Raw genomic sequence first — 22,064 nt, 5'->3', positions numbered from 1 at the left:
GTCCACCGATTACCGAGTGGGCGCGATTATAGCGCCTCAAGCGGGGGTTGAATACCGATGATGACATTGGCGCCTACGGTTTACACCGTAAAGCTTTCACCGCAGCCGCATTCATCTTTAACATTTGGGTTGTTGAACTTGAAAAAGCGGTTCAGCCCTTCGCTGACATAGTCCACTTCGCTACCATCCAGCATCTCAAGTGCATCAGGTGCCACATAAACGCTGGCGCCGTGATCTTCAAAGAGAACTTCGTCACTACCGACTTCATCGGCAAAGTCCAGCACATAGCTGTAGCCCGAGCAGCCGCTGGGCTTGACCGACACACGCAGACCCAGGCCTTGGCCACGTTCATCAAGCACATGGCGGATCTGTTGTGCGGCAGCTGGGGTAATGTTGAGTGTTGACATAAGGCGTGCTCCTTGTAAAAGCGCTAGCCGCTTAGCGTGGCAGTGTTCGTAAACCGCTCACCGCATGGCGAATGAGGGTTAGCGCGTGATCAATATCGTCTTGCGTGGTGAAGCGTCCAAAACTAAAGCGTAGCGATGAAAGTGCTAGCGTGCGCGGAACGCCTACCCCAAGTAAGACGTAAGAGGGGTCAACGCTTGCCGAGTTGCAAGCGGAGCCGGTAGAAACGGCCACATCGCGCAGGGCCATCAACAGCGACTCACCGTCGATGCCTTCAAACGCGAGGTTCAAGATATTGGGTACTGCGCGGTCAAGCGGAGTATTGGCCACCACGCCATCCAGCGTTTCAAGCCCCTTTAAAAAGCGCTGTTGTAGGTGCGTGATATGTGCCTGATCGTTAGTATGCTCTTTTTGTATTAACAAAAATGCTTCACCCATCCCGGCAATTTGATGCGTTGGGAGGGTGCCGGAGCGCATGCCGCGCTCATGCCCGCCACCGTGAATCAATGCCTCAAGGCGAATGTCCGGGTGGCGTTTTACATACAGCGCGCCCACTCCTTTGGGGCCATAGGTTTTATGTCCGGAAAGGGACATTAAATCGATCTTTTGCGCCACCACGTCCAACGGGATTCGGCCAACGGCCTGAGCTGCATCGGTATGGAAAACCGCGCCAAATTCATGAGCGACCTCGGCGAGCGCGGCAATATCGTTAATGCTGCCTAGCTCATTGTTGACCGCCATTAATGAAACCAGCGCGGTGTCATCACGCATGGCAGCACGTAGCATCTCCGGCGAAATGGTACCGTCGTGTGCGGGCGTAAGCCAGGTAACGTCAAAGCCTTCTCGCTCAAGCGCAACCGCCGTATCAACGATTGCCTTATGCTCAATGGTAGACGTGACCAGGTGCATGCCGCGTTCGCGGTTGGCACGCAGGTAGCCAATCAGCGCCAGGTTGTCAGCTTCTGTTGCACCGCTGGTCCAGACAATTTCACGCGGGTCGGCGCCAATGGTATCGGCTACCTGGCGACGCGCCTGCTCCACCACTTGTTCGGCCTGCCAGCCTAGCATATGGCTGCGCGAGGCAGGGTTGGCAAATAGCTGGTCAGCGGTCAGATAGCGCTGCATAACCTCGGCCACGCGGGCATCCACCGGCGTAGTGGCGGCGTAATCCAGATAAATAGGCAGTGAAGGTGTGGTTGTCGTTGTCATGAAGACCCGCTTAATTTAATAGCGCCAGGGCAGCGGTAATAACGCCCTTGGCCATTACGGTGATGAGGCGAGAATACCCGCTTCAACGCGATTTTTTTGCCGCGAGGCGATACGTAGAACATCGGGGCGCTGCATCAATTGGGCAAGGGTGATGTCATCAAGAAAATGTCGAATCTGGCCGGATAGTTCGCACCACAAGTGGTGGGTCAGGCAGGTGCTTCCCTGCTGACAGTCGGATAATCCTTGGCAGCGGGTGGCATCTACCGTTTCATCAACGGCATCAATGACCGCTGAAACGCTAATATCGGCCGCTGGTTTGGCCAGCAAATAGCCGCCGCCCGGGCCGCGAACGCTGCGGACAAGACCTGAGCGGCGCAGGCGCGCAAACAGCTGCTCAAGATAGGAGAGGGAAATCCCCTGACGCTGCGAAATATCCCCCAGACTGGTCGGGCTGAGCTCGCCGTTCAGCGCCAGGTCGAGCATGGCGGTAACGGCGTAACGGCCTTTGGTAGTTAAACGCATGACAGGCACCTCGACACTGAGCGTTCAGCGTGCTCCCGGCAAATGTGCTGCCATTATGGGAAAGCCTGAGTAGTTTGGTCAACCTTTAGCCGGAGGCGGCGTGTTGTCATCTGAGTTTTTGGGCGCGCAACCGGTATCGTTTTCATCCAGGATATCGGCGAAGTCCTCATCACGCAGCGCGGGCAGGCTTCCTTCATGGTAACTGCCATCAAGCTTACGCAGCGTTGAGCACATGCGTTCAATGCGCTCATCCACTGCGTGCATGTGATCCAGCATTGCCTGCATGGAGCGGGCCACCGGGTCGGGCATGTCCTGGCTGACACCGTAGGCGTCAAAACCAAATTTTTGGCAGATGGCCTCGCGACGAACCGGGTCTACCTCTAGCGCTTCTTCAACATCGGGGTCGGTGCGTTTAACAATCTTGCCGGGAATGCCCACCACCGTCGCGCCAGGCGGTACTTCCTTGGTGACCACCGCGTTCGAGCCAACCTTTGCACCCGCACCCACGGTAAAGGGGCCGAGAATCTTGGCTCCCGCGCCGACAATGACGCCATCCCCAAGTGTGGGGTGGCGCTTGCCCTTGTTCCAACTGGTGCCGCCGAGTGTGACGCCCTGATACAGCGTTACGTTGTCACCAACCTGCGCGGTTTCTCCAATCACGACCCCCATGCCGTGATCAATAAAAAAGCGCCTACCGATAGTGGCCCCTGGATGAATTTCGATGCCGGTCAGCCAGCGGGAAAACGTCGACAGCGTACGGGCCAGCCATTTCAGGTTTTTTTTCCATAGCCAGTGACCGCAACGATGAATTAACAGCGCGTGAAGGCCGGGGTAGTTGGTCAGTACCTCTAAAAAATTGCGGGCCGCCGGGTCGCGGTCAAATACGCTGTTAATGTCTTCACGTAGGCGTTGGAACATGAGTGATCCTTGGTCAGGGCTGGCACGCGGTCATTTAAGGCATCGCGGATGACGTAACGCATCGTTCATCGTTAGCAGGATAGCGAGGTTGGGGCGCGGGTGCGTAACTTCAAGTTATGCCTCACCCCAGGTTTGCGGATGCCGGTTATTGTTTGTCTGCTGATTTTTCCGTTGCGGTTAAAATGCCGCGTAAAATGTTCATCTCCATTTTTTCGGGGCGGGCGCGCAAATAGAGCCTGCGTAGCCGCGCCATCAGCTGACGAGGTTGGGCCGGGTCATGAAATTCAATGGTAATCAGTGTGCGCTCCAGATGCTCGAAATAACGCTCCAGTTCTTCGTGGGGCACTAGCTCATCATCAGCATCAGGCGTGGGCGCTGCGTCCTGCTGGCTTAACCAGGCCATGCGGCTCTCGTAGGCAAGCACCTGTACGGCGGCGGCCAAATTTAGCGAGCTAAAGTCAGCATTGGTGGGGATATGGACATGGGCATGGCAACGCTGCAGCTCGGCGTTGGTCAGGCCGCTATCCTCCCGGCCAAACACCAGTGCGACGCGTGATGTTGATGCCTGACATTCGCTGGGTAGGCGGTCTGCCAGTTCGCGCGGTGACAGCATGGGCCAGGGCAGGGTGCGTGAGCGCGCACTCGCGCCAACGGCCAGCGTGCAGTCGGCAACGGCGTCTTCAAGCGTTGGATGTACGCTGGCCTGATGGAGTAGATGATCCGCGCCGGAAGCGCGCGAAATGCTGTCCTGAGTAATGATCTCGCAGCGCGGAGCTACCAGCGCCAAATCGGCCAGACCCATATTGTGCATGGCGCGAGCAACGCCGCCGATGTTGCCTGGATGGCTGGTGCCGATTAAAACGATACGAATGCGCTCAAGCATAATGATAGGGCTCGATAAATGTGAACAGGGCTTGATGAAGAACAGGGCTTGATACTGAACATAGCGAACAAACGCGGAAAACGAGCAGTTTAGCACGAGTCGATAGCGTGCCCGAGAGGGGTCTGCTAGAATTGCGCGCCATAGGCAATTATTCCTTCGCCTAACGTTCTTTAACATCACTGTGACAAGGCCCGATCATGAATCCGATGGTCCAATTTACGTTGCGCGCAGCGCGCAGCGCAGTTGAACAGTTTCAACGTGTTCGTGAGCGTATCGAAAACGCTCATGAAGAATCCAATCTTGACCGTCTGCTTGAAGACACGGCGCGCAAGGCCGAGGCGACCATTGTCCATCAGTTGGAGCGTGGCTACCCCCAGCACGGCTATGTGGGTCGCTACACCTCGCATAAAGCGGGTGAAGACGAAGGTAGTGAGACCGTTTGGAAGATCGAACCCATTCATGGCTACTCTAATTTAGCGGTAGCGGGTAAAGGCTTTGCTCTCTCAGTGGTGTGTCTGGTTAAAGGCCGCCCGGAACACGCGGTGGTTATCTCACCGTTTGGCGATGATGAATATATCGCCAGCCGTGGTCGTGGCGCTCAACACAATGGCAAGCGTATGCGGGTTAGCAAACCCACCGCGATTACCGGTACGCGTTTAGCCATGAGCCTGCCCGAAGCGTGGCTGCGTCCTGGCAACTTGCCGGCATTTCTTACCGTTACCCAACAACTTGCACCTCAGGTAGAAACTCTTGTCGCGACGGGCTGTGGCCTGCTGGACATGTGTGAGCTGGCCAGCGGCCGAGTGGACAGCGCCTTTGTGCTGGGTATGGAAGAGCAGGATATGCAGGTGGGTACGCTGTTTTTGAAAGAAGCCGGTGCGCTAATGGGCACGCCCGATGGTCAGCCGAGCGTTAAGGTGGAAGGCCAACTGATGGCCGCTGGTCCACGTCTTTACAAGGCGCTGATCAAACAACTGGCGCCGCATTTTTGATGGGCTGGTAGTAAATGAATAGTTGGAAATGAATGGCTGGTAGTTAATAGCACGCTGTGAATGTTGAGTGGTAGACGTTCCAGGTTGCCAGCCAACCACTAAAAAGGCTCTGCCGGGTTATCCCGGCAGAGCCTTTTGTCGTTATACAAGAACGGTTTGTTACGGCAGCTCTTCTTCCTCTTCATCAAGCTCTTTTTTGGTGGGGATCAAGTCCTCACGCGAAAGCTTGAGCGGCAGAAGCAGCGCGCCAGAGATGTAGATGGAGGAGAACGTGCCGACGCCAATACCGATCAGCAAGGCGATAGCGAAGTTCTCGATCATATCGCCACCGAGGATTAACAGGGCAAACAGTACCAGCATGGTCGTGCCGGAGGTTGCCAGCGTGCGCGATAGCGTGGCGTTGATGGCTTCGTTGATGATCTGCGTCATATCGTCGATACGTGACGTACGGATATTCTCACGAATACGGTCATAGACGACGATTGTGTCGTTCAATGAGTAGCCGATAACCGCCAGAATCGCCGCCAGCACGGTCAGGTCGAACTCAAGATGAAAGAGTGCGAACACGCCCACGACGATAATCACATCGTGAAGCAGCGCCAACAGCGCACCGATGGCAAACTTGTACTGGAAGCGGAAAGCGACATACAGCATGACCACACCGAGCGCGACCAGCAGGCCAAGGCCGCTTTGATCGCGCAGCTGATCGCCCACCTGGGCGCCAACAAATTCAGCGCGCACCAGAGTAACGCTGTCTCCGCTGGCACTTAGCAGGTTGACAACGTCGCTGCCAACGTCAGGATCAAAGGCCTGTTGCAGGCGAATAAGCACCTCGGTTGATGCGCCGAACGTTTGTACAGAAACATCCTGGAAGCCGCTTTCTACCAGCAGAAGGCGAATGGCATCCAGCGAGGGTGCGGCGCCGTAGCGAACTTCGATCAGTGTGCCGCCAGTGAAGTCGAGTCCCAGGTTGAGCTGTTGGGAGAGCAGGGCGCCAATCGACACGATGAGCATCACGGCAGAGGCGATAAACGCAATGTTGCGTCGCCCCATAAAGTCGATTTGCAGTTGTGATAGGGGTTTCATTGCCACCTCTTGCATTCGGGGCTGAGCACGTGGTTCAGATCCATGCTTTTTAAATCCATGTTCTTCAGATCCATAGCTTTTTGACGGGTCTACTGCCATAGGTCAGGTTGACCAAGGCACGTGTCACCATTAGCGCGGTGAACATGGACGTCAAGATGCCGATAGACAGTGTGACCGCAAAGCCTTTGACCGGGCCGGTGCCAATCGAGAACAGAATGATCGCCACTAACAGCGTGGTAATATTGGCATCGACAATCGAGGTAAAGGCGCGCTCGTAGCCTGCATGAATGGCCTGCTGAATCGACAGCCCGTTACGCAACTCTTCACGTATTCGCTCAAAGATCAGTACGTTGGCATCCACCGCCATGCCCAGCGTCAGCACGATGCCCGCAATGCCTGGCAAGGTGAGCGTGGCGCCCAGCATCGACATGACCGCGACCAGAATCGTCAGGTTAAGGGCGAGCGCAATGTTGGCAAAAATGCCAAACACTTTATAGCGCGCCAGCATAAACAGCACGAGCAGCAGTAGACCCACCTGAACAGAGAGCAGGCCGCGTTGAATGTTTTCCGCACCCAGGCTTGGGCCGATAGTGCGCTCCTGTACAAAGTAGATCGGCGCCGCCAGCGAACCCGAGCGCAGCAGAAGCGACAGTTCGGCAGCTTCAGTGGGAGAGTCGAGCCCGGTGATCCGGAAGCTGTTGCCCAGCGCGCTTTGGATGGTGGCCAAGCTAATCAAGCCGCGCTCTACATAAGGCTCGCGCTCAATCGTCTCTTCGCCGGTCTCCGGGTCAATGACGACCGTATCTTCGCTCTTGTGCTCGATAAACAGCACCGCCATATTGCGCCCAATGTTGGTGCGCGTGGCGCGGTTCATCAACGTGCCGCCAGTGCCGTCCAGGTTGATATTCACCTGCGGGCGACCGTTTTCATCAAAGCTGTTGCTGGCACTGGAAACGCTGTCGCCGGTAATGATCACATCGCGCATTAGCTCAGCAGAGCGTGATGCATCATTACGGAATACGTGAGTTTCCGTTTCCATACTCGGCGTGTCGTTACGAGCTTCCAGGCGGAACTCAAGGTTGGCGGTCGCGCCCACGATCCGTTTGGCGGCCACTGTGTCCTGTACGCCGGGGAGTTCAACCACGATCTGGTTAGGACCTTGACGCTGCACCATCGGCTCGGCAACACCCAGCTCGTTCACCCGGTTACGCAGGGTGGTCAAGTTTTGGTTGATGGCGTAGTCCTGAATTTCGTTAATGGTCTGATCGCTCAGCGCCATCACCAGCCTGGAGGAGCGGCCGCTGCCTTCATTGGTATAGTCAAAGTTGGGGAAGTCACGGCTGATCAAACGGCGTGCATTGTCGCGGTCTTCAGTGCTTGCAAAGTCGATGGAGAGGGAGCGGCCTTCAACATCGGTATTGCGGTAACGAATACGCTCGCTACGCAACAGCTCGCGCATGGCGCTGGCATTCACTTCCAGGCGCTGGGTGAGTGCCGCTTCCATATCTACTTCCAACAGGAAGTGAACGCCACCGCGCAGGTCAAGCCCCAGTGTCATGGGGGAGGCGGAAAATGCTTGCAGCCAGGCCGGCGTGGCTTCTGCCAGGTTTAGTGCGACCGTCGCGTCATTGCCTAAAAGGTCGGCGGCAATATCGCGAGCATTGAGCTGGTCGTTGTCGTTACGCAGGCGAATCAGCCACAGGCCGTTAACTTCTTCGACGCCTTTAACAGCGATGCCGTTTTCGCCGAGTGCGTTCTCAACGCGTTCAATTTGGCGCTCATTCAGCGTTTCGCCTTGGGCGCTACTGAGCTGAATAGCGGGATCTTCGGGGAATAAGTTGGGAAGCGAATAGATAAGGCCAACCACCAGGACGACCAGTATCAGCAGATACTTCCACAGGGGGTAACGGTTGAGCATGCAAGCCCTGCCTTCAATTACAAACGGAATTGCTGTGCGGGGAGCCCCACGCACAGCAAAATTTACCATCGTATCTACCATGGCACCCCTGCCGGGGTGGCTGGCACTGAATCGGCAGGGGTGTTTTAAGCGTTAGATGGACTTAATGGTGCCCTTCGGCAGCACGGCAGCAACGGCGTTTTTCTGTACGTTGACTTCGGTGCCTTCAGATACTTCCAGGGTCAGGAATTCATCACTGACTTTGGTGACGCGGCCAACCAGGCCACCACCGATCACGACTTCATCGCCTTTGTCCAGGCCGGTGACCAGCTGTTTGTGCTGCTTGGCACGTTTAGCTTGGGGGCGCCACAGCAGGAAATAGAAAATCAGCACAAAGCCGACCAACATAACGATTTGTGCGATGCCACCGCCAGCTGCCCCTTCTTGGGCATGGGCTGATGAGATGAAGAAATCCAGCATTGCAGAGAACTCCTGGGTTAAGACCCTTAATGGGTGAAAGGGTTAGAGGGGGCGCTAATTAACAATTATGTTGATAAGCGGCCCTTGATTCACCCGCCAGAGCGGGTGATGACTATTCGGCCAGGGGAGGCACCGGCAGGCCGCGCCGAGCATAAAAGCCTTCCACAAAGGTCGTCAATGTACCCGCTTCGATTGCCGCGCGCAAATCAGCCATTACACGCTGGTAGTAGCGTAAGTTATGGATGGTATTGAGCATCGAGCCCAGCATTTCATTGCAGCGGTCCAGGTGATGCAAATAGCCGCGCGAGAAATTCTTGCAGGTATAGCAGTCACAACCCTCTTCAAGGGGGCTGGTGTCATGGCGATGCTTGGCATTACGAATCTTGACTGTACCGTCAGCGGTAAACAGGTGGCCATTACGTGCGTTGCGGGTCGGCATGACGCAGTCGAACATGTCGACGCCCCGGCGCACGCCTTCCACCAGATCCTCCGGTTTACCTACGCCCATCAGGTAGCGTGGTTTATCGTCTGGCATCCAGGTGGGCAGGTAATCCAGCACCTTGATCATCTCTTCTTTGGGCTCGCCAACGGAAAGCCCGCCAATCGCCAGGCCGTCAAAGCCGATCTCCAAGAGGCCTTTGAGCGAGCGCTCGCGAAGCTCCGGGTGCATACCGCCCTGGATGATGCCGAAAAGCGCTGAAGGCGAGTCACCATGGGCATCGCGTGAGCGTTTGGCCCAACGTAGCGACAGCTCCATGGATTTCTCGGCTTCCTCGTAAGTGGCCGGGTAGGGCGTGCACTCGTCAAAAATCATGACCACATCAGAACCCAGCGAGCGCTGCACGGCCATGGACTCTTCCGGCCCCATAAAGACCTTGCTGCCATCTACCGGCGAGCGGAAGTGCACGCCCTGCTCGGTGATCTTGCGCGTCTCGCCTAATGAGAACACCTGAAAGCCGCCGGAGTCGGTGAGGATCGGCTTGTCCCACTGGGCGAAGTCGTGCAGGTCGCCGTGGGCTTCAATGACCTCGGTGCCGGGGCGCAGCCACAGGTGGAAGGTGTTGCCCAGAATGATTTCAGCGCCGATCTCCTTGATGGAGTCCGGCGTCATACCTTTTACCGTGCCGTAAGTGCCCACCGGCATAAACGCAGGGGTTTCGACCGTGCCACGGGGGAAGTGGAGGCGACCGCGACGAGCGCGGCCGTCGTCGGCCAAGCGCTCAAAGCGCATAAAGCATTCGTTTCGCATTGTGGTAACTCGTCAAAAAATCATCGGTAAAACGCTAAGGGCAGCGTAAAGGCGCTTAGCGGGTGAGCAGCATCGCATCGCCATAACTAAAGAAAGCGTAGCGTTCGGCAACGGCTTCACGGTAGGCGTTCATCATCGTGTCATAACCGGCAAACGCCGACACCAGCATCAAAAGTGTCGATTCCGGCAGGTGGAAGTTGGTAATCAACGCATCCACACAGCGCCACTCGTAGCCGGGGTAGATGAAAATATCCGTATCCCCGCTGTAGGGCGCTATCTGCCCATCGCTGCTTTTCTGGCAGGCGCTTTCCAAACAGCGCACGCTGGTGGTGCCCACGGCAATCACCCGGTTGCCTGCGGCTTGCGCCTCGCGTACCTGCTGACAGGTGGCTTCTGACACCTCGATCCACTCACTGTGCATATGGTGTTCAAGAATATTGTCCACCCGCACCGGCTGAAAAGTACCCGCGCCCACATGCAGAGTGACAAACGCGCTGTTGATGCCTTTTTCAGCCAGGGCATCCAGCAGTGGTTGGTCAAAATGTAGGCCCGCCGTGGGAGCGGCCACGGCGCCATCTCGGCGGGCATAAACGGTTTGATAGCGCTCGCGGTCGCTGAGTTCATCTTCCCGGGTGATATAAGGCGGCAGTGGCATATGGCCATGCTGCTCCAGCAGCGCGATCATTGGCGTCTCGCCTAAAAAGCGCAGCTCAAACAACGCGTCGCGGCGGCCTTCTACCACGGCGTGAATATCACCTTCAAAGATCAGCTCGGTGCCGGGCTTGGGCGACTTGCTCGAGCGGATATGTGCCAGGCCCCGGTGGCTGTCCAGCGGGCGCTCAAGCAGCATCTCCACTTTGCCGCCGCTGGCTTTATGGCCGTGTAGGCGGGCAGGAATCACTCGTGTGTCATTAAACACCAGCAAATCGCCGGGGTTTAAACGCTCAAGAAGGTCCGTGAACTGGCGATGCTCAAGCGCGCCGCTCTGGCCATCCACGCACAGCAAACGACAGTCGCTGCGCTGCTCAGAAGGGTAGCGAGCAATCAGCTCATCGGGTAGCTCGAAATAAAAGTCCGCGCGCTGCATGGGTTGGCTCTTAACGGTGGTCAAACAGGCGGCATAGGATACCCCCTTCGCTAGATAAAGTCAGTCAATGTGATTGACCTGCGTGGTTATCTCCGTATAATGCGCATCCATTGCCGGTGTGGCGGAATTGGTAGACGCAGCGGATTCAAAATCCGCCGCCTTTACGGGTGTGCCAGTTCGAGTCTGGCCACCGGCACCAAATTTTAGGGCTTAGCGTTCATCGCTAGGCCCTTTTTTGGTTTTTGGCATTCCAAAAAATACCATAAAGCATTGCAAACATTGCTCATACCCTCCTTTTCTCACACCATCCATTGGCTCGACATCTAACATTTGATGACACTCATCTAAACTACACTCCACAGTGACAGTGCCGTTGTTGTAGACGGCAATTGCATGCCATGGATACAGGTGCTTGATTAACGGCCTGGCACGCTTTATAGCGAGCAGGGAGCTCAATAATGGCCGAACACACGACGCGGGCACTCAGCGAGGTTCTGAACCACCTTGAACACTCGGTTCAAGGGCAAAAAGTAACGATCGGGTCGCTTGTGGACGAGCTTGGTGCGCACTCCTTTGCGTCACTGATGCTCATGTTTGCCCTCATTTCGACGTCTCCCGCAAGCTCGATTCCGGGAGTCACTGCCATTGTGGCCTTCATTGAGTTTATTCTCGTAGCGCAGATAATGCTGGGGCGGGATTGCCTCTGGCTGCCAGGCTTCATTTCACGCAAAGCGCTGTCTACCCATAAACTCTGTAAAGGGATTAACTGGCTGCGCAAACCGGTGCACTTTGTTGAGCGTTTTCTCAAACCGCGCTGGGTATTTTTCGTCAAGCCGCCCTGGTTGTACCTGCCTCTCGCCGTTATCCTGGCCGTGACACCCTTTATGCCGTTTATGGAAGTCATCCCCACGTCGGGTTCAATAGCATCTGCGGCTATCGCCTGCTTCGCGGCCGGGCTCTTAACCAGAGACGGGTTGCTTGCCATGGTTTCTATCCTGTTTTTGGCCTCGGTGCCTTTCGTGATCGGGTATGTAGGGTTCAGTGGGTAGGTAAATCGTTTGCCTGAATGCAGCAAGAAGTTGGCGTATTTGCAGGCAAGCATTTTAAATGTAAACGCGGTAATCTCAGCTGTATTTCTTATGACGGAGAGACTCCATGAGCATTACTTATTACGAAAGCAATGCACGTATGAGCCAAGTGGCTATTCATAACGGCACGGTTTATCTAGCAGGCCAAGTGCCCGCCGACGCCACGGCAGATATGCGTGGCCAGACCGAACAAGTGCTTGCGCGCATTGATGAGTTGCTGGCTCAGGCAGGGTCCTCAAAAGAGCACCTGATTTCTGCCCAGGTATGGGTAACCGATATGGCCGAGTTTGATCAGATGAACGCGGCATGGGAAGCGTGGGTAGTCGCAGGGCGTACCCCGGTTCGCGCCGCGCTTGAAGCCAAGCTTGCCAAGCCTGAGTGGAAAGTGGAAATCATGGTTATCGCGGCACTGCCTAACGCTTGATTTGTAACGTTCGGGTAGCGCTAGTATCGAGAAAGCCCCTGCCTTGGCAGGGGCTTTCCTGTAAAAAGAGTTGCCTTATCAAGCGTGCCCTTTAATAGCCTGCTCAAGCGTTGCCAGCCGGCCCGGCACCAGGGCATCCGCTACGGCGGTAATGCGTATCACGTTGGCGAGCGCCGGGTGCGCCAGGCGAGCGACAAGCACACCTTCTGAAAGCAGTTGCTGATGTACGTGGACGGCCAGTTCCTCACTGGGCAGGCGAATGCCGATAAAGTTGGTGGCACTCGGCAGTACATCGGCCCCTAAAGAGCGAAAGTGCTCGGCCAACTGCTCTCGGCGGGCTTTTACATCTGCCACGTGCTGGCGCACTTCTTCAGGATGGTCGAGTACTACTTCGGCGGCGGCCAGCGTCAGTGCGGAAACCGCGTAGTGAATACGCACCTTCATCATCATAGCCAGTACGTCAGGCTCTGCAATGGCGTAGCCAATGCGCAGCCCCGCTAAGCCGTGGGCTTTGGAAAGCGTGCGCAGGCGAATCACGCCGGGTAGCGCGTTAGCCGAAAACTCGCTTCCCGCATCATCACGAAAATCGCCATAGGCTTCATCCAGCAGCAGCCAGCAGGTATCTGGCAGCGCCTCGCGAAACTTGATAATGGCACTGTCGCTGTGCAGGTGGCCGCTGGGGTTATCCGGGTTGGCCAGGTAAACGAGGCGGGCGTTTTCCTGTTGCGCGGCGGTGGCCAGCGCTTCCAGGTCCGGCGCCAGCACGCCGGGCGCTTCATGGTAGCCAGGTTCAATCAGGCGGCAGCCTTGGCCTTTCGCAAAGTAGCCAAACGTGGGATAGGTGCCCGCCGTGCATACCACCGTAGCGCCGGGCTCGCAGGTAGTGCGTAGCGCCAGCGCAATCAGGCTATCGGCACCCGCATCAACCAACAGGTGATCAAAAGGCGTGCCCAGCTGGGCGCTTAACCGGGTGCGCACACCAAACGCCTCGGCGTCGCCATAGCTGTAAGCGTGCGCCGCCAGTGCATCACCAAAGTGCTCGCGCAGTGCCTGGTGAGGCATGTCCAGCCCTTCGTTGGAACCCAACTGATGGGGGATCGCTCGGCCCAGGCGGCGTTCAAGTACTTTAATTCCCGGAAAGGGGTTAACCGGGCCTTCGCCGGTAAGGTGCTCGGGGTAGCGGGGCATGGCGGTTTCCTGCAATGAAAGTGAAGCGTGGGCGTGAATGTAATTGCTGAGCGTTTAAGTCGCTAGTGGGTTAATGATTACATAAAGCGTTTGGGAGAGTGAATCGGTGAGTCGAGTCATCCAGTAGGTGTCGCCTTGCATTGTGTCTGGCAAGATAGTCGTTTTCGAAACCCTATCGATCAAGGACACGGCATGGCCCACCTGCTACGCATCGTGATGATTCACGGCCACCTTGAAGGCGTGGTTGAACTCAGTGTGGATGGCCACACCAATATTTGCGGCACCAACGCCTCGGGTAAAACCACGCTTCAGCGCCTGGTGCCGGTGTTTTATGGCGAGCTGCCCAATAAGGTAGTGCCCAAAACGCGCATGAAGTTTGATGCGTTTTACCTGCCGCATCGCAACAGCTACCTGGTGTATGAATACCGTCGCGAGGCGGGCAACATCTGCCAGGCAGTGCTGACCCGTAAAGCCGAAGGCGGGGTAGAGTACCGCTTTGTGGGCGGGCCTTATCAGCCGGAAGATTATTTGGTGGAGAGCGAGGCGGGCGTGACCGCACTCGACTACACCCAGTGGGCCAGCGGCCTGCGCCGTAGCGGCACGCCGGTGTCGTCCAAGCTGGGCGCGACCTCTGAATTTCGCTCGGTGATTCAAAACGACTTTACTCAGCTACACGGCAATAGCCGAGACGGCCTCAAGCTGCGCCAGATCGCTGCGCAGTTCAGCCTAGTCAAGCCCGAGCGGCGCATTCGCCATATTGAAAAGCTGGTGTCGGCGGTGCATGCCAAAGAGGGCAAGATGGATACCCTCAAAACCATGCTGGCAGCGATTTTCGAAGAGGATGGCGTTGAGCTGCCGGTCACGCGGATTCGTAACACCAAGGCGCGTGAATGGATTGCCCAGATGCGCCAATCCATGCGCCTGGAGCCCCTTCAGGCGTCGCTCACCCGGCTTGCCGGGATTGACCGCGAGCTTGCCCATTTAGATGCCACCCTGTGGCAGCTTAAGCCCCAGCTTGAAGATGACCGCCAGCAGGCTGAGCGGCGTATGGCTGATGTGGACGCCGAGCTTGCCCGCCATCAGCGCGACTTCCAACAGCGGGAAAGCGACTACGCCCAGGCGCGGGATGAGCTTAACGACCGCCACAGCGAAGTAGTCAGTGATTTACAGCAGACCCAGCGCCGCCTTAATGATCTGCAAACCCAGTACGAGCACTATTTTGAGGCGGATATGCCCGCCCTGGAGCGCGATATCAACGCGCTGCCCCAGTGGCGCGAGCAGCGCGATCAGCTGCGTGCCCACCTGAACGTGATGCAGGAAGCGGTAAAAGAGAGCCAGGCGCGGCTTGATGGGCGCCTGCGTGAACTTTCCGAGGCGCTGGCCCGCCAGACCGGTGAAGCCCAGGAATTGATCGACGCCCTGGTGGAAGAGAAGGCCCTGCGCCGTGAACAGCAGTGGGAGGCCGAGCAGAAGCTCAATGAGCGCTATCAACAGGAGCGCCAGCGCCTGGAAGGTGAGTATCAGGCCCAGCTTGAATTGGGCGTTGAGCAGCTGGCCGAGCTAAAAGCCCAGCTTTCGCTTTCAACACAAACCTCTGAAGAAGCGGCTGATGCTGAGCTTGCCCAGGCGCGGCTGGATCAAGCCCAGCAGGAGCGCAGCGCATCGGCCGCCACGCTAGACGGCCTGCGCCGCGAGTTTGAAAGCAACCGCCGCGCCCGGGACGATGCCGAGCAGCAACTGGTTCAGCTTCGCCAACAGCTTGAGCGCGCCGAGCAGCGCAGCTACGCGCTTTACCAGCAGCGTGATCCTGAACAGGGCAGCCTGCGCCATTTTCTGCGCTACCATCGCCCCGGTTGGGAGCAGCAGTTGGGCAAAGTGATTGCCCCGGAATTGCTGGAACGACGCGATCTAGCGCCTCAACTAGCCGACGGCGGCAGCGACGACCTGTTTGGGCTGGCGCTGGATCTCTCGGCCATTGCCTTGCCTGATTACGCCCAGGACGAAGCCACGCTGCTCGCCGCCATCGAAGAAGCAGATAGCGCCAAACGACGTGCGCAGGCAGAGTGCCAAACGGCCGAGAAAGCGCTTAAACAGCATAACGAGCGCGTCCAACAGGCCGATGAAGCTCAGGATCAGGGCCGTATGGCTCATAAGCGTGCCGAGCAGGAAGTTGAGTTTGCGACCGAGGCGCGCCGCCAGCAGCAAGAGCGCCACGCCAAGCATCAACAGGAGCGCCGCGCCACTCATCAAGCCGCGTTAGCCCGCTTGGAACAAACACAAACCGAGCTGCGTGAAGAGAAACAGCAAGCCCTTAACGCGTTGGGTGAAACCCATCAAAGCCAGCTGTTAGAGCTAAAAGCCGACGGCCAAAGCCAGCTGGACAGCCTGGATGCCCAGCTGCGCCAGTACAAGCAGCAGCTAAGCGACGCCAACACCGAACACCAGCGCCAACGGGCGGAGCTGGAAGAAGCCTTCAGCCAGGAGCTGGCCGAACAGGGCGTCGACCCGGCACAGCTAAAAGACACCAAGGCGCGGCTGGCAAGCCAGGAGGAGCGCATCCGCGTTACCGCCGCCCGTCAGGATGAACTCACCGAATACACCCGCTTTATGCGCGTGGAGTGGGGGCAGCACAAGCCGCAGCTGGTTACCCAGGAAGCCGAACTCGAACAAGCCGAACAGCAGCTTCAACGCGATAAAGAGCGTCTGAAAAACGATTTTCAGGCCGCGCGTAAAACTCACCAAAGCACCGTCAGCACGCTTAAAACGCAGCGCGAAAGCGAACACACCAGCCTGGAAGCCTTAAAGCCACTGCTGACACAGTTGGAAGGCCTCGCCATTGAACCCGATGGCCAGGCCCTGGCGGCGCCGCTGGGCGATGTGGACGAGCGCATTGAGCGCGCCCGCCAGGCATTGGGCAGTCGCCATCAGCTCATCGAGCAGCTGCGCCGGGGCTGCCTGGAGGTTGAAAGCCAACTGATCAAGGACGCCAGCAGCGGCTTTGCTGAAGCGTTGGAAAGCGAGCGCAGCAAGCTGCAAAGCGACAACCCGCGCCTACAGCTGCCGCTACTGCGCGACATGCTCAAACTGCTTGAAGACCAACAACAGCAGTTGATTCAGGAAGGCCGCAACCTGAGCGATGACCTGGATAAATTCTTTACCGTGTTCCGCGACTTGAACCGTCGCATCAGCGCCCAGAGCCGTCGGCTTTCGGAAGAAGTCGCCGACGACCTACGGCTGGAAGGCATCACCAAGGCCGAAGTGCGTATTCAGTCCACCATCGATGAACTGGGCTTCTGGGAGCCGCTTAAGCTGTTCGCTCAGCGCTATAAAGAGTGGCGTGAGTCCGGCCAGACGCTGCCCAGCGACGACTACCTGAACACCCTGGCCGATGTGGTCGATTTACTGCGTAGCGACCAGCAGTACAGCTTCGAAAGCCTGCTGCGCCTGGAGCTGCACCTGAACGAAGGCGGCACGGACCTGGTGATCAAGAACGACCGCCAGCTGCTGGAGTCTTCCAGCCACGGCATGGCCTACCTGATTCTGTGTAAATTTCTACTGGCGTTTACCCGCCTGCTGCGTGGTGACGCAGAAATCGCCATCCACTGGCCCATCGATGAGATCGGCACCTTGGCCTATCACAACGTAGAAAAGCTGTTTGAGGCCTGTGACAGCAACCGCATTCATATTGTCGGCGCGTTCCCCAATCCTGAATCCGACGTGCTGCTGCTGTTCGCCAATCGCTACTTGATTGACCGCGATAACGCTAACGCCAATAAACGGGTGTTAAAACGCATTGAACCGCGCCTGAGCCGCTTGGCCGAGCGGCTCCAGGAACGTCAGCAGGAGGTGACGGTATGATCGAACATGGCCCACTGCTTGAGCGGTTACTCGCCGGGGAATTTGTCTGCCCGGTCAGCGATGAAAGCGGCTATCGCCACTTGAGCAACGCAGAAACCCGCGAGGAGATCGATACCTATCTGCGGCCACTTAACCGGCGGCTGGCTAGCAATGAAGAGGGCAGTGTCTATTTTCTGGCCTGGCGACAGCTCAATGACAGCGCTCGGGATCAGCTCTCACGCCAACTGGGTGAGACGCTCAACAGCCTGCTGCCGCTGCTGGAGTGGCTACAGCTGGTGCAAGAAGCGCTGGGCCGCGATACGCTGGCGGCCCCCGGCGATGTACTCAAACCGGCCGAATTCAGCGCCAAGTGTGAAGACAACCAAAGCCTGCGCGAGCGCCTGGAACGCCTGGCCACCGACAGCTTTTTTGGCTCGCAAAGCGACCAGCTAGATGCCCAGGTAAAACAGGTCTTCAAACGCCTGAAAGAGCACGGCTACCTGCTCCAGCCGCATTCCGAGCGCCAGGTATTTGTGATCACCGGCAAGATTGATTACCTGGTAGACCTGGTGCGCTTTATTCGCGATGAAGAAAACCTGCCGATTGATGCCGAAGGAGAAGAAGGCACGCAGGAGGCTCTGTTGTGAATAAGAGCGTGAATGAGCTGGAGAGCCGCCTGCTCAAAACAGGCGCTGAGCGCTTGGCGCTACTGGGCAAGCATTCTGAAACGCTGATGCAGGCCTACACCCGCGATGAAGTGCCGCTGGAATCGCTCAGCGATAGCGCGCTGCGCAAGATGCTGGCGGCGCGTATTCTGTGGCGCCCGGATGAGCAGAGCGGCGTGAAGCTTGCCCCAAAGGTGCGCGAGTTGATCGCCGAAATGCTCGCCGACGAGACCCGCCGCCATGTGAATGCCGATGTGGCGGAAACCCTGGAGCTGATTCGCGCATTGGTACACAGCTACCGCGAGGCGCGCAGCCGGGGCGAGCACTGGCGTTTAGAGCAGCAGCTAATGCGCCTGCGCCAGGAAGTTGACGACCTTAACGGCCGCTTCGCCGATGCCATCGACAGCTTATGGCAGCGGTTAAATAGCGACTTTGGTTTCGTCAGCCAGCTTAACGATAAAATCCGCGAAAACGACCGCGCCCAGAAACAGATCGCAAGGCTGCTGGATGGCCTGGCGCTGATTAACTTTGACGAGTTGATAGAGCTGGTAGGCAGCGACGGCAGCTTGCGTAAGCTACTGATCAGCCAGCTGCAGCAGCAGTTAAGCCACCACTACACCGGTTTGCGCGAAGTGCAGCGGCGCTTGATCGAACTGATGGCGCGCTTTCGTAAGCAGCAGGCGCGCAGCCGCCTGATCAGCGGCATGGCCGCCTTTATGCGCGAACACCCAGGTTTTGTGCCCGGTAACTACGCCCGGCGCAGCGACGTGCCCGCGCTGGTCAACCAAGCCGCACCGCTAAGCGCCGCTGCCGCCCCGGCGCTTGATCGCAACCTGGAGTGCCAGGTACTCGCCGACCTGCTGCACCAACTACCCCAGCCGCGCCACACAACCCAAACCGTAGAAGCCGCCGCACCCGCCCAAGCCCAGGAGAGCAGCCTGGCCGCCGCCCGACAACAGGCGCTCAAGCAGGATGTCGAGCACTTCTATTTAAGCGTGATTGACCAGCCCCAGGCGGAGCCGATCAGCGCCCTTGAATACCTGCACCAAAGCCCGCTGGAGTGGCAGGATGAAATCTGGCTGTTCCAGGTGATTTCCGAATACCAGGGCCTGCCGCGCAACGACCAGCGCGCGTTTCGCCTCAAACAGCAGGAGAGCCAGGCGAGTGCCTTCAATCACCTGCGCCTGATCCACGACGTTGAACTGCAGCTTTCCGTATGAACCTATCAGGCCGTGCGCGTAATAGGCTGAACGACGTCGCCCGAGAACTTCTCCGCCAGCCCATAGTGGATAAGCCTCGCGGCCAATGGGTAAACGACGTGGTGGCTTGGTGCCACCAGCACGATATTGACCTGGCTACGCGAATAAGCAGTAAAACGCTGCGTTTTGATTCCGCGCTGCTCGCGCAGATAAACGATGTATTAGACAGCGCCCGAATAGCGCCGCTAGGCCGCTCACTCAGCGGCCTGACCAGCAGCGCCCAAGCAAAAGAGGGTGTAGAAGAAGACAAGGCAACCCGTGAAAGCCCCCGCGCACGACGAGTGCTTGTAAGCTTTCCCCCTCAGCCAATAGCAGGGCTCGCCATCGAGTTCCGCACTATTCGCGATGTGGATGTACAGATGCTAAAGCTAAGCGCATTCAGCGCCCTGATTCAGGTCGAGAATCTAGACAGCTTCTATGAATTTCCGCCGGAACTACCAGCGCTAAGCGGCTACATCAACCCGCTGGTCGCCTATCGCGGCGATAGCCACTATGGCGGCGGCTTTGCCTTGTTGGCCGAGGCCTGGCGCAAAACCCAACGACCGCATATCTACGCCGGTGATTTTGATGTTAAAGGCGTCACGCTAGCGCTGGACAGCAACGCCACCCACATACTCCTGCCTGCTATCGAATGGCTCACTCAACATGCCACGCCGCTACATGTGCCTGCTGAGCAGTTTCCTTTCCAGCGCAGGCTGCGCAAACATCTTGCCGCGCTGCCATCTGCTCATCCATTGTGTGAGTACCTAATGCTGTTGTTGGAGAAGCAGCGGGGGCTTAAACAGCAGTGGTTGGATGGGGAGATGGTTTGTGTGGGGCTGGTGTAATTGCTTACCTATTTATCGCGAGACCCATGTATTGTGCCCTTCGACCATAGGCGCATTGCTGAGTGATGCGCCAGCGGAAGTATGATTGAAACCGGCAAAACGCGCAGGCACGCGAATTTTAGATATGCAGCCAAATTTTGCTTTGCTCACAACAGAAACAATGGGGTAGAGTCAAATGAGCTGGCTACATAACCTCATGAATGAGCGGGCACGTTTATTGAGGTTATGCCGCCTTCCGTATAATCACTGTTAGGCTCTCGAGGGGAAAATAGATTGGACGCAGTAATTGGGAAAAACGCTGTTGTTTTATTGGGAGCAATGTTTGCTGCTCTAATTGCGGGATATTTCGCGTTCACAAATCTTGTGGCATCAAAAGAAAATAAAATATCGGAATTTAGGCAGGAATGGATTAATTCGCTCAGAAATTCTATCGCGCGGTATATTTCATCACTTACATACCTATCAACACTGTATATCCATCATTCAGCGCGACTGGAAGAAAATCGAGATAAGTTCGAGATGGCCCGAGATGTTGAAGAAATATATGCAAGGGTCAACGAATCATACAACGACATAATCTTTCGAATTAATGACAGTGAAAAAAATGCGAAAGGCAAAAAATTAAATGATGCCTTTTTGTCAGCGCTTTATAAAACGAGAGAGCACTATCATAAAAACGAATTATCAGAGGCGAGAAAGGCTTGTGAGCCTTTGAGAGAGGTAAGTAAACCGCTCCTAAAACATGAATGGAAGCGCGTTAAATCTGGCGAGCTTAATTACAGAGTGGCTAAATATCTTGCCATATTTGTCTTGCTGATCGGGCTATTAGCTGCATTTTTAAATGCCTATTACATATGGAGCGAGGGCAACAAACATCACGCTAGTGTTGTAGAAAAGCCTAGCAAATCAATGCAGCCGACCGCTAACGCGGCGGCTGATTGAGGCGTTGAATGATGGAGAAAGTATGAAGGAACTATTTCCCGGCTACTTCAAAGAGACTGAAGGGCACTTAAGAGAAATATGGGACACATCGTTGTTCGTTTTCGATGCCAATATCCTACTAAATTTGTATCGCTACTCAGACACAACTAGAAGTGAGTTTCTGCGTATCCTTGAGAAGATCAAAAATAGAGTTTGGCTTCCACACAGGGCCGCAGAAGAGTACTTAAACAACCGTTTATCCGTAATTGATCAACAAGAAAAATCTTATGATGACACCACAAAATCAATCATTTCATTGAAGAGTGACTTGGAGAATGCTAGACAGCATCCTTTTGTTAGTTCGGCGACAATGGATAAAGTAAGTCGAGTTTTTGATGAGCTTTGCGAAGAGTTAAAGAAAAATAAGTCTGTTCATACGACAAGAATATCTAATGACGAAATTAAAGATTCTATAGCGGCTATTTTCGAAAACAGGGTGGGGTCGCCTTACGAAAAAGAAAAGTTACAAGAGCTAATGACGGAAGGCGAAGAAAGGTATAAACAAAAAATACCGCCAGGGTTCAAAGATGGAGCTAAATCTGGTGATAGCGAGGTATTTGTTGAGAAGTGTCGAAAATATGGTGATCTTATAGTTTGGTCGCAAGTAATTGATAAGGCAATTGAATCAGGAAAAGGTGTCGTATTAGTTACTGATGACAAAAAAGAAGATTGGTGGGAAAAGTTTAAAGGAAAAACTGTTGGTCCACGCCCAGAGTTAGTCAAAGAATTTAAGGACAGGGCAAATAATACATTCCATATGTATCAAGCTGACCGTTTTCTAGAATTGGCGAGAGAAAATCTAGACGAGCAAGTCAGCGAAGAAGTCGTTGCCGAGATCAGGGAAGTTAAGCGGCGAGATAAGATTGCTTATAAGCGCATGAAGGAACTGGAGTATCTAAATAGACGAAAGCATGAACTGAATAGTCTATTCAAAGAGCTCGACCACAGTAAGCATAGAATGATGGCATATGAAGAAGAACGCCATATGCTTCAACAACGGATGCATGAGCTAGAGTCAATGCGAAATGAGATGCGACATTATAAAGAACATCTATTGAGAGAAGACA

Annotated in this window: 20 protein-coding genes and 1 tRNA gene; 10 read left to right on the top strand and 11 right to left on the bottom strand. The window is 55.9% G+C overall.

Annotated features, from left to right (window positions below):
* Positions 1-80: 80 nt before the first annotated feature.
* The 5 genes from ACT3T7_RS04110 to trmJ form a co-directional block, all read right to left on the bottom strand.
* Positions 81-407 (bottom strand): HesB/IscA family protein, encoded by a 327-nt coding sequence (locus tag ACT3T7_RS04110; protein WP_441678997.1) that lies wholly within the window; start codon positions 405-407, stop codon positions 81-83.
* A gap of 31 nt (positions 408-438) precedes the next feature.
* Positions 439-1,614 carry an aminotransferase class V-fold PLP-dependent enzyme gene (locus ACT3T7_RS04105; protein WP_444630162.1) on the bottom strand — a complete coding sequence of 392 codons (1,176 nt, stop codon included), beginning with the start codon at positions 1,612-1,614 and terminating at the stop codon, positions 439-441.
* A 54-nt stretch (positions 1,615-1,668) separates the two neighbouring features.
* Positions 1,669-2,136, bottom strand: a complete 468-nt coding sequence (locus ACT3T7_RS04100; RefSeq protein WP_087106560.1) for a Fe-S cluster assembly transcription factor — start codon at positions 2,134-2,136, stop codon at positions 1,669-1,671.
* A gap of 78 nt (positions 2,137-2,214) precedes the next feature.
* Positions 2,215-3,054 (bottom strand): serine O-acetyltransferase, encoded by an 840-nt coding sequence (gene cysE / locus ACT3T7_RS04095; RefSeq protein WP_444630161.1) that lies wholly within the window; start codon positions 3,052-3,054, stop codon positions 2,215-2,217.
* A 145-nt stretch (positions 3,055-3,199) separates the two neighbouring features.
* A complete protein-coding gene (gene trmJ / locus ACT3T7_RS04090) occupies positions 3,200-3,937 on the bottom strand; it encodes a tRNA (cytosine(32)/uridine(32)-2'-O)-methyltransferase TrmJ (RefSeq protein WP_444630160.1) in 738 nt (245 codons plus the stop codon).
* A gap of 197 nt (positions 3,938-4,134) precedes the next feature.
* On the opposite strand from trmJ, the gene ACT3T7_RS04085 reads away from it, so the two are divergent.
* Entirely contained in the window at positions 4,135-4,929 is a 795-nt protein-coding gene (locus ACT3T7_RS04085; RefSeq protein ID WP_444630159.1) for an inositol monophosphatase family protein, read from the top strand.
* Positions 4,930-5,088: 159 nt separating this feature from the next.
* Here ACT3T7_RS04085 and secF read toward each other — a convergent pair whose 3' ends face one another.
* The 5 genes from secF to queA form a co-directional block, all read right to left on the bottom strand.
* Positions 5,089-6,015: a protein translocase subunit SecF gene (secF, locus tag ACT3T7_RS04080; RefSeq protein ID WP_172118622.1), complete on the bottom strand. Its 927-nt coding sequence runs from the start codon at positions 6,013-6,015 to the stop codon at positions 5,089-5,091.
* A 64-nt stretch (positions 6,016-6,079) separates the two neighbouring features.
* Entirely contained in the window at positions 6,080-7,933 is a 1,854-nt protein-coding gene (gene secD / locus ACT3T7_RS04075) for a protein translocase subunit SecD (RefSeq protein ID WP_444630158.1), read from the bottom strand.
* A gap of 132 nt (positions 7,934-8,065) precedes the next feature.
* Positions 8,066-8,392, bottom strand: a complete 327-nt coding sequence (yajC, locus tag ACT3T7_RS04070; protein WP_087106571.1) for a preprotein translocase subunit YajC — start codon at positions 8,390-8,392, stop codon at positions 8,066-8,068.
* A 112-nt stretch (positions 8,393-8,504) separates the two neighbouring features.
* The gene (gene tgt, locus ACT3T7_RS04065; RefSeq protein ID WP_087106573.1) at positions 8,505-9,623 is read right to left on the bottom strand and encodes a tRNA guanosine(34) transglycosylase Tgt; all 1,119 of its coding nucleotides are present in this window, start codon (positions 9,621-9,623) and stop codon (positions 8,505-8,507) included.
* A gap of 73 nt (positions 9,624-9,696) precedes the next feature.
* Entirely contained in the window at positions 9,697-10,728 is a 1,032-nt protein-coding gene (gene queA, locus ACT3T7_RS04060; protein WP_193055292.1) for a tRNA preQ1(34) S-adenosylmethionine ribosyltransferase-isomerase QueA, read from the bottom strand.
* Positions 10,729-10,840: 112 nt separating this feature from the next.
* Here queA and ACT3T7_RS04055 point away from each other — a divergent pair.
* The 3 genes from ACT3T7_RS04055 (at position 10,841) to ACT3T7_RS04045 (ending at position 12,240) form a co-directional block, all read left to right on the top strand.
* Positions 10,841-10,927 (top strand) — tRNA-Leu (locus ACT3T7_RS04055).
* Between the two features lie 259 nt (positions 10,928-11,186).
* Positions 11,187-11,777: an exopolysaccharide biosynthesis protein gene (locus ACT3T7_RS04050; protein ID WP_087106577.1), complete on the top strand. Its 591-nt coding sequence runs from the start codon at positions 11,187-11,189 to the stop codon at positions 11,775-11,777.
* Positions 11,778-11,883: 106 nt separating this feature from the next.
* Positions 11,884-12,240 (top strand): RidA family protein, encoded by a 357-nt coding sequence (locus ACT3T7_RS04045; RefSeq protein WP_087106579.1) that lies wholly within the window; start codon positions 11,884-11,886, stop codon positions 12,238-12,240.
* Positions 12,241-12,318: 78 nt separating this feature from the next.
* On the opposite strand, the gene ACT3T7_RS04040 is transcribed toward ACT3T7_RS04045, so the two are convergent.
* A complete protein-coding gene (locus ACT3T7_RS04040; RefSeq protein WP_172118626.1) occupies positions 12,319-13,428 on the bottom strand; it encodes a pyridoxal phosphate-dependent aminotransferase in 1,110 nt (369 codons plus the stop codon).
* 192 nt (positions 13,429-13,620) lie between these two features.
* On the opposite strand from ACT3T7_RS04040, the gene ACT3T7_RS04035 reads away from it, so the two are divergent.
* The 6 genes from ACT3T7_RS04035 to ACT3T7_RS04010 form a co-directional block, all read left to right on the top strand.
* A complete protein-coding gene (locus ACT3T7_RS04035) occupies positions 13,621-17,286 on the top strand; it encodes an ATP-binding protein (protein WP_444630157.1) in 3,666 nt (1,221 codons plus the stop codon).
* The gene (locus tag ACT3T7_RS04030) at positions 17,283-17,912 is read left to right on the top strand and encodes a hypothetical protein (RefSeq protein ID WP_087106585.1); all 630 of its coding nucleotides are present in this window, start codon (positions 17,283-17,285) and stop codon (positions 17,910-17,912) included. Before ACT3T7_RS04035 ends, ACT3T7_RS04030 begins: the two co-directional genes overlap by 4 nt.
* Positions 17,909-19,150 carry a hypothetical protein gene (locus ACT3T7_RS04025; protein WP_444630156.1) on the top strand — a complete coding sequence of 414 codons (1,242 nt, stop codon included), beginning with the start codon at positions 17,909-17,911 and terminating at the stop codon, positions 19,148-19,150. The genes ACT3T7_RS04030 and ACT3T7_RS04025 overlap by 4 nt, the downstream gene beginning before the upstream one ends.
* Complete coding sequence (locus ACT3T7_RS04020; protein ID WP_444630155.1) at positions 19,147-20,016, top strand: DUF7281 domain-containing protein; 870 nt, start codon at positions 19,147-19,149, stop codon at positions 20,014-20,016. The genes ACT3T7_RS04025 and ACT3T7_RS04020 overlap by 4 nt, the downstream gene beginning before the upstream one ends.
* 273 nt (positions 20,017-20,289) lie before the next feature.
* Positions 20,290-20,958, top strand: a complete 669-nt coding sequence (locus ACT3T7_RS04015; protein ID WP_444630154.1) for a hypothetical protein — start codon at positions 20,290-20,292, stop codon at positions 20,956-20,958.
* A gap of 22 nt (positions 20,959-20,980) precedes the next feature.
* Positions 20,981-22,064 (top strand): PIN-like domain-containing protein (locus ACT3T7_RS04010; RefSeq protein WP_444630153.1); only part of this gene is annotated, 1,084 nt, incomplete at its 3' end.

The organism is Halomonas sp. 111, from assembly GCF_052379685.1.
Classification (GTDB): Bacteria; Pseudomonadota; Gammaproteobacteria; order Pseudomonadales; family Halomonadaceae; genus Vreelandella; species Vreelandella citrativorans.
This window is presented reverse-complemented; position numbering and strand designations above follow the sequence as displayed.

Coding starts and splice junctions, on each gene's coding strand:
- secD (WP_444630158.1), bottom strand. CDS start 7,933: ATGCTCAACCGTTACCCCCTGTGGAAGTATCTGCTGATACTGGTCGTC.
- ACT3T7_RS04040 (WP_172118626.1), bottom strand. CDS start 13,428: ATGCCCCGCTACCCCGAGCACCTTACCGGCGAAGGCCCGGTTAACCCC.
- queA (WP_193055292.1), bottom strand. CDS start 10,728: ATGCAGCGCGCGGACTTTTATTTCGAGCTACCCGATGAGCTGATTGCT.
- ACT3T7_RS04110 (WP_441678997.1), bottom strand. CDS start 407: ATGTCAACACTCAACATTACCCCAGCTGCCGCACAACAGATCCGCCAT.
- ACT3T7_RS04105 (WP_444630162.1), bottom strand. CDS start 1,614: ATGACAACGACAACCACACCTTCACTGCCTATTTATCTGGATTACGCC.
- ACT3T7_RS04035 (WP_444630157.1), top strand. CDS start 13,621: ATGGCCCACCTGCTACGCATCGTGATGATTCACGGCCACCTTGAAGGC.
- trmJ (WP_444630160.1), bottom strand. CDS start 3,937: ATGCTTGAGCGCATTCGTATCGTTTTAATCGGCACCAGCCATCCAGGC.
- ACT3T7_RS04050 (WP_087106577.1), top strand. CDS start 11,187: ATGGCCGAACACACGACGCGGGCACTCAGCGAGGTTCTGAACCACCTT.
- ACT3T7_RS04045 (WP_087106579.1), top strand. CDS start 11,884: ATGAGCATTACTTATTACGAAAGCAATGCACGTATGAGCCAAGTGGCT.
- tgt (WP_087106573.1), bottom strand. CDS start 9,623: ATGCGCTTTGAGCGCTTGGCCGACGACGGCCGCGCTCGTCGCGGTCGC.
- ACT3T7_RS04100 (WP_087106560.1), bottom strand. CDS start 2,136: ATGCGTTTAACTACCAAAGGCCGTTACGCCGTTACCGCCATGCTCGAC.
- ACT3T7_RS04085 (WP_444630159.1), top strand. CDS start 4,135: ATGAATCCGATGGTCCAATTTACGTTGCGCGCAGCGCGCAGCGCAGTT.
- ACT3T7_RS04020 (WP_444630155.1), top strand. CDS start 19,147: ATGAACCTATCAGGCCGTGCGCGTAATAGGCTGAACGACGTCGCCCGA.
- ACT3T7_RS04030 (WP_087106585.1), top strand. CDS start 17,283: ATGATCGAACATGGCCCACTGCTTGAGCGGTTACTCGCCGGGGAATTT.
- yajC (WP_087106571.1), bottom strand. CDS start 8,392: ATGCTGGATTTCTTCATCTCATCAGCCCATGCCCAAGAAGGGGCAGCT.
- cysE (WP_444630161.1), bottom strand. CDS start 3,054: ATGTTCCAACGCCTACGTGAAGACATTAACAGCGTATTTGACCGCGAC.
- secF (WP_172118622.1), bottom strand. CDS start 6,015: ATGAAACCCCTATCACAACTGCAAATCGACTTTATGGGGCGACGCAAC.